The 12,480-nt window shown below is 72.7% G+C and carries 11 protein-coding genes; 5 read left to right on the top strand and 6 right to left on the bottom strand.

Going from position 1 to position 12,480, the window contains the following annotated elements:
• Positions 1-69 precede the first annotated feature (69 nt).
• Positions 70-471, top strand: coding sequence for a nitrite reductase small subunit NirD (gene nirD, locus A6035_RS04300; protein ID WP_108846759.1), 402 nt, complete (start codon positions 70-72; stop codon positions 469-471).
• Between the two features lie 467 nt (positions 472-938).
• On the opposite strand, the gene A6035_RS04295 is transcribed toward nirD, so the two are convergent.
• The 4 genes from A6035_RS04295 to A6035_RS04280 all read right to left on the bottom strand — a co-directional run bounded on the left by A6035_RS04295 (position 939) and on the right by A6035_RS04280 (position 7,353).
• The gene (locus A6035_RS04295; protein WP_244192535.1) at positions 939-2,078 is read right to left on the bottom strand and encodes a uroporphyrinogen-III synthase; all 1,140 of its coding nucleotides are present in this window, start codon (positions 2,076-2,078) and stop codon (positions 939-941) included.
• Between the two features lie 116 nt (positions 2,079-2,194).
• Positions 2,195-3,697 carry an FAD-dependent oxidoreductase gene (locus A6035_RS04290; RefSeq protein WP_108849066.1) on the bottom strand — a complete coding sequence of 501 codons (1,503 nt, stop codon included), beginning with the start codon at positions 3,695-3,697 and terminating at the stop codon, positions 2,195-2,197.
• The gene (locus tag A6035_RS04285) at positions 3,694-5,841 is read right to left on the bottom strand and encodes a molybdopterin oxidoreductase family protein (protein ID WP_108846758.1); all 2,148 of its coding nucleotides are present in this window, start codon (positions 5,839-5,841) and stop codon (positions 3,694-3,696) included. Before A6035_RS04285 ends, A6035_RS04290 begins: the two co-directional genes overlap by 4 nt.
• A 69-nt stretch (positions 5,842-5,910) precedes the next feature.
• Positions 5,911-7,353 (bottom strand): nitrate/nitrite transporter, encoded by a 1,443-nt coding sequence (locus tag A6035_RS04280; RefSeq protein ID WP_108846757.1) that lies wholly within the window; start codon positions 7,351-7,353, stop codon positions 5,911-5,913.
• Between the two features lie 167 nt (positions 7,354-7,520).
• On the opposite strand from A6035_RS04280, the gene A6035_RS04275 reads away from it, so the two are divergent.
• From A6035_RS04275 to A6035_RS04265, 3 genes are all read left to right on the top strand, one after another.
• Positions 7,521-8,129: a hypothetical protein gene (locus tag A6035_RS04275; protein WP_108846756.1), complete on the top strand. Its 609-nt coding sequence runs from the start codon at positions 7,521-7,523 to the stop codon at positions 8,127-8,129.
• Between the two features lie 37 nt (positions 8,130-8,166).
• Positions 8,167-9,327, top strand: a complete 1,161-nt coding sequence (locus A6035_RS04270; RefSeq protein WP_235026710.1) for a MalY/PatB family protein — start codon at positions 8,167-8,169, stop codon at positions 9,325-9,327.
• A gap of 157 nt (positions 9,328-9,484) precedes the next feature.
• Entirely contained in the window at positions 9,485-10,261 is a 777-nt protein-coding gene (locus A6035_RS04265; protein ID WP_108846754.1) for an HtaA domain-containing protein, read from the top strand.
• A gap of 85 nt (positions 10,262-10,346) precedes the next feature.
• Here A6035_RS04265 and A6035_RS04260 read toward each other — a convergent pair whose 3' ends face one another.
• Positions 10,347-10,766 carry a MaoC/PaaZ C-terminal domain-containing protein gene (locus A6035_RS04260; protein WP_235026709.1) on the bottom strand — a complete coding sequence of 140 codons (420 nt, stop codon included), beginning with the start codon at positions 10,764-10,766 and terminating at the stop codon, positions 10,347-10,349.
• A 209-nt stretch (positions 10,767-10,975) separates the two neighbouring features.
• Between A6035_RS04260 and A6035_RS04255 the strand changes: the two genes are divergently transcribed.
• A complete protein-coding gene (locus A6035_RS04255; protein ID WP_108846752.1) occupies positions 10,976-11,614 on the top strand; it encodes a biliverdin-producing heme oxygenase in 639 nt (212 codons plus the stop codon).
• Between the two features lie 188 nt (positions 11,615-11,802).
• On the opposite strand, the gene A6035_RS04250 is transcribed toward A6035_RS04255, so the two are convergent.
• The gene (locus tag A6035_RS04250; protein ID WP_159149546.1) at positions 11,803-12,480 is read right to left on the bottom strand and encodes a hypothetical protein; all 678 of its coding nucleotides are present in this window, start codon (positions 12,478-12,480) and stop codon (positions 11,803-11,805) included.

Genomic DNA, 12,480 nt, shown 5'->3' with positions numbered 1-12,480 from the left:
CCCGACGCGCCGGGCCCCCGTCCCCGCCTTCGACCCGACATCCACCCGCCCACACCCGAGGAGTTCGCCATGACCGCAACCCTGTCCCGCCCCGCCCGCGCCGGCGCCGCCCCCGAGATCGCCGTCTGCGCTGTCGACCGCCTCATCGCCGGGCGCGGGGTCGCCGCCCTGCTGCCCGACGGGCGCCAGGTGGCGGTGTACAAGCTCGACGACGGCGAGGTGCACGCCGTCTGCAACATCGATCCCGTCGCCCGGGCGGCCGTGATGAGCCGCGGGCTCGTGGGCGACCGTGCTGGCGTCCCCGCCGTGATCTCGCCCATCGGCAAGCAGGCGTACGCGCTCGAGGACGGTCGCGGCCTCGACGACCCGTCCCGCGGGATCTCGGTGTTCCCCACCCGGGTCGCCGAGGACGGCACGGTCTACGTGGCGACCGAGCCCGCGGTCCGCCACGCCCGCGCCACCGCTGCGTAGGGCGAACTCCCGGTCGCGCTGCCTCTTCGACCTACGCTGCCGGACTGCTCGAACATAGCCCGGGTGCGCTGGCCGAATGGACCCTTCAGCCAGCGCGAGCCGAAGAGCCAGCGCACCTCGCGGGACTCGCGCTGCGAGCTCGCCGGAGGCCACACCGGCCCGCAGGAGGCCCGCAGCCGAGCGGATGCGCTGCGGGAACGCCCGGCCGCTGACAAAGAGGCAGCGCGACCCCGCCCGATCGCGCTGCCTCTTCGACCTACGCTGCCGGACTGCTCGAACACAGCCCGGGTGCGCTGGCCGAATGGACCCTTCAGCCAGCGCGAGCCGAAGAGCCAGCGCACCTCGCGGCAGTCGCGCTGCGAGATCGCCCGCCGAAGGTCGCCGCCCCGCCGCGAGCCGCCCGCACCCGCCGAAGGCCGCCGCCCCGCCGCGAGCCGCCCGCGCCCGTCGCAGGCCGCCGCGACCGCTCAGATGGTGAGCCGATAGCCGCGCTTGACGACGGTCGTCACGAGGTCCGGCACGCCGAGCGCCCGGCGGAGGCGGCCCATCGCGGTCTCCACCGCGTGCGGGTCGGTGCCGTCGCCGGGCAGCGCCGCGAGCAGCTCGTCCCTGCTCACGCACGCCCCCGGGCGCCGCGCGAGCACCCGCAACAGCGCGAGCTGGGCCGGCGTGACCTCGACCGGTCGGCCGTCGACCAGCACCGCCGCCGCGCACACGGTCAGCTGGTGCCCGGCCACGTCGATCGGCGCCGTCCGGGCGGCGAGCTCGTCGGTGGTGTGCCGCATGAGCGAACCCAGGCGCATCCGGTCGGGGCAGGTGAACGGCACGTCCAGGTCTGCCAGCGGGGCCGCGGTCACCGGGCCCACGCACAGGGCGGCGACGGGGCCGCGCAGCGCGTCGAGCAGGTCGTCGAGCAGCCCGAGCGCGTCCGCACGCGAGAGCACGGCCACGACCGCCGGCGCGGCGGTGAACGTCACGCCGTCAACGCCGTGACGGGCGATCGTGGTCACGAGCTCGTCGAGCGCGGCGAGATCCTCCGGGAGCTCCCACCGGTAGACGGGCACCTCGATCACGTCGGCGCCCGCGTCCCGCAGGCCGTCGAGCAGGGGGGCCATGGGGTTCCAGCCGGAACCCGCGCCCTGCACCTGCACGCCGATCGTCAGCCCCGCGACGCCCCGCTCGAGCAGCATCTCCAGGAGCTCCGGGCTGGCCTCGCTGACCGCGGAGGCGTGCTCCCGCAGGCCGGCGGCCCGGATCGCCCCGGTCGTCTTGGGACCGCGCGAGTACAGCGGGATCCGACCCATCAGCTCGAGCAGCTGCCCGGCCAGGCCCCACTCCTCGCACACCTGCATCCACCATCGCACGCCCGCGGCGGTGGTGAGCACCATGAGGTCGGCGGGCGTGGCGAGCAGTCGCTCGGTGGCCTCGCGGACCACGGAGTCCTCGGCGATGGGGATCATGTGCATCGCGGGCGCGTGCAGGACGGTCGCGCCGCGGCGCTCGAGCAGGGTGCGCTGCTCAGAGGCCCGCCGGGCGGCGGTGACGGCGACCGTGCGCCCCAGGAGCGGGAGATCGGTGCCGGCGGTGGTCACGTCGGAATCGGTCACTCCCCCATCATGGCCGATCTCTGTTGCCGGGGTGTTTCGCCGCCCGCCGGTCGCGCCGCTCATCTCCGTCTCCTCCACTGGTCCGATTCCTCCACCCGGCCCTAACCCGCTGCGCTCTACCCCGCCGCCGCGAGCCACCCGCAGATCCCCTCGACCGCCGCCGAACACCCGCCGCAACCCGTTCCGGCGCGGGTGCTCTCGGCCAGCGCGTCGCGGTCGCGGGCGCCGTCGGCCCACGCCGCGACGAGGTCGCCCTTGCTGACCCCGTTGCAGCGGCACACCACCGCGGCGGCGGGCATGGTCGACGGCGTCTGAGCGGCCACCGCCTCGGCGCGCCCCAGGATCACCGACACCACGTCGTCCGGCACGGGCAGGGCGTTCTCGTACAGCTGGGTGAGCACGCCGACCGGCTCGGGGTGGCCGATCAACGCGGCGCCCACCACGCGGCCGGCCACCACGTCGACGCGCGCGTAGCGACCGCGCGCGGGCTCGCAGAGTGTGGTGACCTCGGTGGCCTCGTCGTCGCCGCCCGCCGAGCCGTAGACGTCCTCCGCGAACTCGCCCAGCGCGACCACGTCGAGCCCGTGCGCCTTGAGCCTGGTGACCGGGGTGCCGCCGGAGTATCGGGCGTCGGGGTCGGCGCCGCTCAGTCGCGCGGCCAGTACGACGGCCTGGTCCCACGCCGGGGCCACCAGGCCGCTGACGACGCCCCGGTGCTGAGCGCAGTCGCCGATCGCGCTGATGGCGGGATCGCTGGTGGTGAGCTCGTCGTCGACGACCACGCCGTGGCCCACCTCCAGGCCGGCGTCGCGCGCGAGGTCCGCCCGGGGCGCGGACCCGGCGGTGAGGACGACCGTGCGGCAGCGCACCTCGCCGTCGTCGAGTCTCAACGTCGCCCCGTCCCAGCTCGTGGCGCGCGCGCCGGTCACCGTCCGCACGCCGAGCGCGGCGAGGGAGCGGACCAGGACGGCGCCGGCGCCGGCGTCGAGGCAGCCGTTCATGGGCCAGGCGCGGGGATGGACGACGACGACGTCGTGCCCGGCCGCGGCCAGTGCGCAGGCGACCTCGAGGCCGATGAAGCCCGCACCGACGATCGCGACGGGCCCCGGGTGGGCCGCGAGATGAGCGGTCAGCTCTCTCTGACCCGCGGCGTCCCGGAGGGTGAACACGCCGGGCGCGAGGCCGCCGCCGGGTGAGCGGATGCCGTCGACGGGCGGGATGCGGGGCGCGGCGCCGGTGGCCAGGACGAGGTGGTCGTAGCCGACCCGCTCGCCGCCCGCGAGCTCGACCTCGCACGTGACGCGGTCGAGCGCCGCGACGGGCGCCGAGGTGCGCAGGGTGATGTCGTGACGGTCCCACCACCCGGCGGGCTTGAGCCGCGCCACCGGGGTCGCGCCACCGGCAGCACCGGGGGCCCCGGCAGCACCGGACGCCGCGGCGGCGTGGGAGAGCATGATGCGGTTGTACGGCTCCTCCGCCTCGGCGCCGAGCACGGTGACCGACAGCCGCGCCGGGTCGGGCTCGCCCGCGCGCAGTTCCTCGGCGAGGCGCGCGGCCGCCATCCCCGCGCCGACGATCACCACGCGGCGGGGTGCCTGCCGGACCACGGCCGCGCTCACGCCGCCGCCTCCAGCCGCACCGCGCACACCTTGAACTCGGGCATCCGGCTGTGCGGGTCGAGCTCGGGCAGGGTGAGCAGGTTGGCCCGCCCGGTGCCGGCGAAGTGGAACGGCAGGAAGAGGGTGTCGGTGCGCATGTCCTCGTCGCAGCGGACCTCGGCCTCGACCGAGCCGCGCCGGGACACCACACGCGCGGCGGCGCCGTCGGTCAGCCCGGCCGCGCGGGCGACGACGGGGTGGACCTGCACCCACATCCGCGGTTCGGCCGCGGCGAGTTCGCCCACACGGCGGGTCTGGGCGCCGGACTGATAGTGCGCGAGCAGCCGCCCGGTGGTGGCGAGCAGCGGAAACGCGGCGTCGGTCGGTTCGGCCGGGGTCCGCGGGGCGTCGATCATGAAGCGGGCGCGGCCGTCGGGCGTGGCGAACCGGTCGAGAAACAGTCGCGGGGTGCCGGCCGGGGAGTCGGCGCCGCACGGCCAGTGCAGCACCTCCCCCGCGTCGAGGCGGTCCCAGTCGACGGCCGAGTAGTCGGCCTTGCCGCCGGCCGAGGCGCGGGCGAGTTCGTCGAACACCGCGCGCGGGTCGGTCGGGAAGCGCTCGGGCCCGCGGTCCAGGCGGCGGGCGAGCTCGTGCCAGATCCACAGTTCGTCGCGCGCGCCGGCCGGCGGGGTGATCGACCGGCGGCGGCGCAGGACGCGGCCCTCGAGGTTGGTGAGCGTGCCCTCCTCCTCGGCCCACTGCGGCACGGGCAGCACGACATCGGCGAGCGCCGCGGTCTCCGACAGGACGAAGTCGGCTACCACCAGCGTGTCCAGCGCGCGCAGCCGCTCGGCGACGCGGTCGGCGTCCGGCGCGGAGACCACCGGGTTGGAGGCGTGCAGGAGCATCGCGGTGGGTCCGCCGGGCTGTCCGAGCGAGTCGAGCAGTTCGAACGCCGACAGGCCCGGGCCCGGGATCTGCTCCGGTTCCACGTCCCACACGGCGGCGACGTGAGTGCGGGCGTCGGGGTCGGTGATCATCCTGTACCCGGGGAGCTGGTCGGCCTTCTGGCCGTGCTCCCGGCCGCCCTGCCCGTTGCCCTGCCCGGTGAGCGTGCCGTAGCCGGTGCGCGGCCGGCCGGGCAGGCCCAACGCGAGGGCCAGCGCGATCACCGCTCCCACCACGGAGGTGCCGTCGGCGTGCTGTTCGGCGCCGCGGGCGGTGAGGATGTAGCTGCCGGCGCCGGCGTCGCGGGCGTCGGCGAGGAGCCGCACCGCCCGCTCGAGGAGGGCGACGGAGACCCCCGTGACGCGCTCGGTGCGCTCCGGCAGCCATGCGGCGGCGTGCGCCCACGCGTCCTCGAATCCGGTGGTGCGGGCGGCGAGGTACCGCGTGTCGACGGCCCCGGTGACGACGACGAGGTGCAGCAGCCCCAGCGCGAGGGCCGCGTCCGTGCCGGGGCGCAGGCGCAGGTGCACACCGCCCCCGTCGAGGGCGCGCCGCGCGGTCGCACTGAGCCGCGGGTCGGCCACGATGAGCCCGCCCGCCGCGGCCGCGGTGCCGAGGTGCTGGAGGAACGGGGGCATGGTGTCGGCGGGGTTGGCGCCGATGAGCAGGACGGCCCGGGCGCCCGAGAGGTCGGTGACGGGGAACGGCAGGCCGCGGTCGAGGCCGAAGCTGCGGTTGGCGGCCGCGGCGGCCGAGGACATGCACCAGCGGCCGTTGTAGTCGATGAGCCGGCTGCCCAGCGCGAGCCTGGTGAACTTGCCCAGCTGGTAGGCCTTCTCGTTGGTGAGTCCGCCGCCGCCGAAGACCGCCACACCGTCCGGCCCGCCGGCCGCCTGCGCGCGCCGGATCCCGTCGACGACCCGGTCCAGGGCGGTGTCCCAGTCACAGGGCTGCAGTCGCCCGTCGCGCCGGATGAGCGGGGTCGTGAGCCGGTCCGGGTGTCCGAGCAGGTCGCCGGCGGTCCAGCCCTTGCGGCATAGTCCGCCGCGGTTGGTGGGGAACCACTCGGGCGTCACCTCGGCGACGCCGCCCGTGGTGGGCGTGACGCTCATCGCGCACTGCAGCGCGCAGTACGGGCAGTGCGTGTGGCCGGGTCGCTCGGCATCCTGTGCCCCGGGCCGGTCCGGCGTCACCCGGGCGGTGTCGACGCTCGTCATGGTGATCTCCTCGTCGTCGTCCTCGTCGGTCTCGTCGCACCGCCCCCGCGGCCGGTCAGCGCGTGGCGGTCAGCGCGTGGCGGGGACCGGCTCCGCCGCGCTCGGCGCGGCGCCGGCCGCCCCCACCGGCGACGTCCCGGTGGCCACCGGCGCGGGCGCGGCGGTCGGGCGCCGCAGGTACACGGCCCGGGTGACAACGGCTGCCACCACGTAGAAGGCGGTGAACACCACGAACGCCGCCGTCGCCGATCCCGACGACTGGTACGAGCTGCGCAGGGTCATGTTGATGAGGAAGCCGCCGAAGGCCCCGACCGCGCCGGCCACGCCGATCAACGCCCCCGAGTGGGCGCGCGACCACGCCGCCCGCGCCGCCTCCGGCAGGTCCAGGCCCCGACTGCGGGCCTCGTAGACGGTGGGGATCATCTTGTAGACCGACGCGTTGCCCATCCCGGTGAGCGCGAACAACGTGAGGAAGGCCGCGAAGAACAGCACCAGCGCGCCGCCGGAGAGCCGGCCACCGTCGGCCGACTGCATGCTCGAGGTGACGATCAGCGCGACCGTCGTGACGGCCATGCCCAGGAACGTCGCCAGCGTCACCCGCGCGCCACCGAACCGGTCGGCCAGGCGCCCACCGAGCATGCGGGTCAGCGAACCGAGCAGCGGGCCGAGGAACGTGATCTGCGCGGCGTGCAGGGCGGCGTCCGACGAGGACTCGCCGTTGCCGGTGAACGTCATGGTGAGCATCTGCCCGAACGCGAAGCTGAAGCCGATGAACGAGCCGAAGGTACCGATATAGAGCAGTGACAGGACCCAGCCGTCGCGGTCGGTGGCCACGTCGCGCATGCTCGCCACGTCGACCGTCTGGTGGCCGAGGTTGTCCATCTTGAGCGCAGCGCCGATCCCGGCCACGACCAGCAGGACCAGGTACACCGCGATCACCCAGTGCGGCGACCGGTTACCCGCGGCGGCGATCACCAGCAGCCCCACCACCTGGATGGTGGCCACGCCGAGGTTGCCGCCGCCCGCGTTGAGGCCCAGGGCCCAGCCCTTCATCCGCTGCGGGAAGAAGGCGTTGATGTTGGTCATGGACGAGGCGAAGTTGGCCCCGCCCAGGCCGGCGAGCGCGCCGACCACCAGGTACAGCCACAGCGGCTGGCCCGGGTTGGCCATGATCCACAGCATCGCGCCCGCCGGGATGAGCAGGACGAACGCGGAGAACATGGTCCAGTTGCGACCGCCGAACGTGGCCGTGGCCAGCGTGTAGGGGATGCGCAGGAACGCGCCGGTGAGGGTGACGACCGCGGAGACGAGGAACTTGTCCGGGGCGTCGAGCCCGTAGACGTCCTCCGGCATGAACAGCACCATGACCGCGAAGAGGGTCCACACCGAGAACCCGACGTGCTCGGCGAACACCGACCAGTAGAGGTTGCGTACGGCGATGCGTCGACCGCCCGAATCCCACTGTCGCCGGTCCTCCGGATCCCAGTTCTCGATCGTGCGTGAGCGCGTCATGCGCGTGGCCCCTCCCCGCCGGTGGGCTCCCCTGTCCGGTGCCCCGTGCGGGCAACCGTAGGAACGGGCTGTTTCCCCTGCGCTACTCGTGGTGACGGTCCCGTCACGGTGTACTCACGTGCGGCCGTTCCGCCTGTGAGGGGGCCCCGGCCGTGGTGGACTGAGGCATGTCCTCCCGCGTCACATCCCGCGCCACCGCCCGCGTCATAGCCGCCGGCGCCGCCGCACTCGCCCTCGCGGCGGGCGTCGCGCCCGCCGCTTCCGCCCAGTCCCTGGACGATCCCGCCTGGCCGGCGGACCGCCCGTTCCCGCCCGCCACCGAGGGCCCGAACAAGTGGGCCGAGCTCTCGTACTGGCCGTACGCCATCACGCCGTCGGACCCGCATTTCTGGGCCCCGAACAGCGCGCCCATGCGCGTGCTCTCCCCGTTCGGCACGGACACGGAGATCTGGTGCTCCAACTACGTGCTCGAGGGATCGGACTGCTGGCAGCGCGACCCGTCGGGGGTGCCGCACAGGCTCGACCGCGTCACCGTTCTCGGGGACGTGATCACCGGATCGACCGGGTCCGCGGCCGACGGGAGCGTCCGGGGCGCTTACGCTCTGGCCACCGAGAGAGGGTGGCCCACCACGTCGGGCGGCGTCTTCATCCCCGGCGGCACCGTCCCCGGCTTCGCCACCGGCACGTGGGTCTCACTCATGCCGTTCGCCCCGTTCCGAACCGATTCCCGATACCTGGACGTGTGGGTGTACCCGGGGTTCGTGCCCGGGAGCTGAGTAGCCTGAGGGTTCCGCTCGCCCCCGGATGAGAAGGATGCCCCACGTGCCGTTCCCCCTGGATGTCCCCGAGTCCGTCCTGCGCAGGCGCCGCAGCCAGAAGTGGCAGGCGTACCCGGAGGACGTGCTGCCGCTGTTCGTCGCCGAGACCGACGTCCTGCTGGCTCCCGCGATCCGGGATCGTCTCGCCGCCGCCGTCGCCGACGGGGACACCGGGTACTTCACGGAGATCGAGCGGTTGGCCGGGGTGTGCGCGCGGTACTACTCGCGGTTCGGGTACGAGGTGCCGGAGGACACCGTGGTCCCGGTCAACGACGTGGGGGTCGGCGTTCGCGAGTCGCTGGCGCGCATCCTGCCGGCCGGGAGCGGTGTCGTGTACACGCCGCCGGTGTACATGCCGTTCGGACCGTGGATCCGGCGCGTGGGGATGTCACCGGTCGCGGCGCCGTTGATCGGTCACGACGGCGAGGACCCGCGCCTCGATCTGGCGGGCATCGAGCAGGCGTTGGCGGGCGGGGCCCGGGCGGTCCTGTTGAGTCATCCGCACAACCCCACGGGCGTCCTCCACTCGCAGGCGGAGTTGGGCGAGCTCGCCCAGATCGCCGCCCGGCACGACGCCGTGGTGGTGTCGGACGAGATCTGGGCGCCCCTGGCCATGCCGGACGTGGACTTCGTCTCGTTCCTGGCGGTCTCGGAGACCGCCCGCGAAGTTGGATTGGCGATTTCGTCGGCGTCCAAGGCGTTCAACCTCGCCGGGTTGAAGTGCGCGTTCGTCGTCAACGGCAATCCCGAGAAGTTCGCCATCCCGCGTTCGGCTCTGTCCGGAGCAGTGGGGCACTTCGGCGCCCTCGCCGCCGAGGCCGCGCTCACCGAGTCCCTCGACTGGCTCGTCGACATGCGAGCCGCTCTCTCCTCCAATCTCGACCTGATGGAGCGGCTACTCGCCGAGCACCTGCCCCGGGCGCGGTGGCGTCGGCCCGATGCGGGGTTCGTCGCGTGGATCGATCTGCGCGCCTACCCGGGTCTGGGCGACGACCCCGCCGCCGCGTTCCTCGACGAAGGCCGGGTCGCCCTGAGCCCCGGGCCGGCCTTCGGTTCCCAGGGCAAGGGCTTCGCCCGCGTGAACTTCGCCTGCTCCGAAGAGCTTCTCTCCGAGGCGTTTACACGTATGGGGCGGGTCGCGGCTGCGCGAGACTGAGGTCAGCGCCCTGCGGGCCCCTAATGTGACATGCAACACACCCTTAACTAAGGCAAGCCTTTCCTTAATCGATGGATCTAAGGTAAGGCTTGCCTCAATTCCGGGGCAGTCTCTCCGGCGCATCAGGCGCCGGATCGAACCTCCTAAGGATGTCCGCATGTCTCATGTTCTCTCGCGGTCCGCCGCCGTTGCGCTCACTTCTGCCGCCCTGATGGGTCTGTCCGCCCTCGCCGTGCCCGCCACGGCCGGCGCAGCCGACCTCGATTGCGCGCCGTCCGAGGCCACTTACGAGGTGACCGGCGGATCGATCAAGTGGGGCTTCAAGCAGTCGTTCCGCAACTACTTCTACGGCTTCGCCCACGGCACTCACACGTTCGATGGTGTCTCGTTCGAGGGCACGGACAACGCCACGGACGGGAAGTACGTCTGGCCGGTCACCGCCGGCACGGTAGACGGGCCGGGCTCCGCCACCGCGTCCGGCGAGGGCTCCGTGAACTTCAACGCCCACGGCGGAGTCCTCAACACGACCATCTCCAATCCCACGGTCGAGATCGACGGCACGGCGGGCGTGCTCAAGCTCGACTGGGAGGGCAACGAATTCACCACGGATGAGGACGCGGAGCCGGTCAAGATCGGCGGTGAGCAGGTCGTCGCCGCTACGTTCGCCCTGCCCGCCGCCAGCGACTTCCACGCCCCCGGACAGATCACCGTCACGTCCCCCGCCTCGGTCATCGGCGAAAATTTCGTTCCCGCCTTCAACAACTACCCCTCGGGCTCCGCGCTCGACCCCGTCACTCTGGTCCTCGACATCACGGCTACGTGCGAGGCCGCGCCCGGCGGCGACGACGGCGGGGATGACGACGACGATCAGGGCACGAGCCCCGAGGGCATCTTCGGCTCGCTGGGCACCCTCTTCGGTTCCCTCGGCGCCTGAGTTCCGGCTCCGCACAGCTTCTGGCCGCGGGATGGGTCGAGCCCTCGGAGAGGGCCGGCCCGCCCCGGGGCAGCGGCGCACCGGCCTAGCCGAGTGGAGGCGTGGCGACCGGATCATCCCGCATCGCCGCCTGCAGACCGCGTCGCCAGACGAAGACGACCAACTCGGCAGTGAGAACCGTCGTCGCGTCCGTGCGATGCATCTCCATCTCCAATCGCACGCGACCGCGGGAGTCGTCGAGGCTCACGTCGCCGATGATGACCGAGCCGGTCAGCGTGTCGCCCGGCCGCACCGGGGCGGTGAAACGCACCTTGTCGAACCCCCGCCCCGCGATGACCGACCAGCGCGAGTAGAACGACTCGACGCAGAGTCGTTGGAGGACCGCGAGTGTGTGGATGCCGCTGGCGAAGAGCCCACCGTGGTGCCCCCGGCCTGCCGCCTCGGGGTCGGTGTGGAACCGCTGCGGGTCCCACCTGCGAGCGAAATCGATGACCTCGTCCTCCACGAGAGTATGCGCCCCGAGCGCGATTCGATCCCCGACTCTCAATTCCTCGGCGGTAATAGCGTGCGCCTTTTCTTCCGACACCCGAGAGACTCCCATTCCAGGAAGACCGAAAGCCCGTAGTTGACGCTTTCGACATATGAATTCGATATAGCCATTCGCCGCCCAGTGAAGTAATCTCATGGGGCGAAACTAACCAGCCCGGAGGACCCATGGAGACGACCATTTCCGCTCCCCTGTCGAGAGCGTTACACGACTCGACAATGGTGGCACACGACCAGGCGGAGAATGCCTCGTTCATCACCCGCCTGATGTCTGGCGCGGGCACCGCGGACGGACTCGTGGCATTGCTGCGGCAGTCACTACCCGTCTACGAGGCGCTGGAGGACGCGTGCCGCAGCGTCGGAGCGGACCCCCGCCTCTCCGCGATTCTGGATCCGCGGCTGGACCGGACCGAGGCCCTTCGGGCTGACCTGGCGACCCACGCGGCGCAGGGTCGCGCCTGCTCGACCGTCGTGCCGACCGTCGAGGCGTACGTCAGCGAGTTGCGGGCGTGCGTCGCCGACCCCGCCGCACTCATCGGCCACCACTACGTCCGCTATCTCGGCGACTTGTCAGGCGGCCAGATCATCAAGACGATGGTCCGCCGACACTACGGGATCGAGGACGGACTGAGCTTCTACGAGTTCGACATCGACAAGCCCAAGGTCTACAAGGACGCCTATCGCTCAGCGTTGGACGCCCTCCCCCTGAGTGAGTCGGACCGCGAGTCCGCGCTCGCGGCCGCGTCCCGCGCCTTCGAGCTCAACCACCGGGTCTTCCTCGACCTGGAGGCCGCGGGCATCCGCTGACCACCCCTCACACGAGCAGTGACGCCCCGGCCCCTCAGCGGGTCCGGGGCTCCTGTCTACTCTGACTCGTCGCGACCACAACCGGGTGTCCGTACAGCGGCGCTGAGCGCGCTGCCGGGAACGACGCGGCCCCGACACCTCGAGGAGGTGCCGGGCCGCAGCGCGACTAACCCGAGATGTCCTCCACGTCAGAACGGGAGCAGACCCGTCAGGCTTCCGAGCGAGCCGCTCGCCTCAGCAGCGGGTTCCCCGAACGTGATCGGCTGGTAGAGCTCCCACGGCGCGTGCTTGGCTCCGCCACCCGGGTAGGTGTAGATGCCGAGGTTTCCGGCCGCCGTGCCCGCCACCTCGTCGACCAGCGCCTTCGACACCGTGATGGTCGCGGTGAAGGTGCCGTTCGGGAGCAGCTCGATCGCCCCCTTCTCCGGGCCGCCGATGGTCTCCATGGACTCGGCCGGCACCGCCCACTTGGTGGAGATGATCGTGCGCGCGGACGACGGGACGCCGGCGGACGGCTTCCACTCCTCAGCGAACTTGCCGAGGACCACGTAGACGCCGACGTTCTCCCCCGCCAGCGGCGGCCTGGTGCCGACGACCGAGTCATCGGTGAATCCGCTGCCGGTCACCGTCACCTCGTGCTCGCCCTCTTCGTCGAGGACGATCTGAGAGACCTCGATTCGTGGACCGGGCTCCTGGGCTGCCGAGGCCGACTCGGTGGCCTGCGAGAACTGGGCGAACAGGGCAGAGCTGAGGTCCTGAGCGCCGGCCGCGGGGGCCGCGACGGTGCCGCCGAGCAGCGCGAACGCCGCGCCGGCCACCGCACTACGGCGACCCGCGAGCCCGAGCCGCGAACGAGAAAGTGTCAT

Origin of the sequence: Dietzia lutea, from assembly GCF_003096075.1 — a bacterium.
GTDB lineage: Bacteria > Actinomycetota > Actinomycetes > Mycobacteriales > Mycobacteriaceae > Dietzia > Dietzia lutea.
The sequence above is the reverse complement of the archived record's forward strand: the minus strand, read 5'-3'. Positions and strand labels throughout refer to the sequence as shown.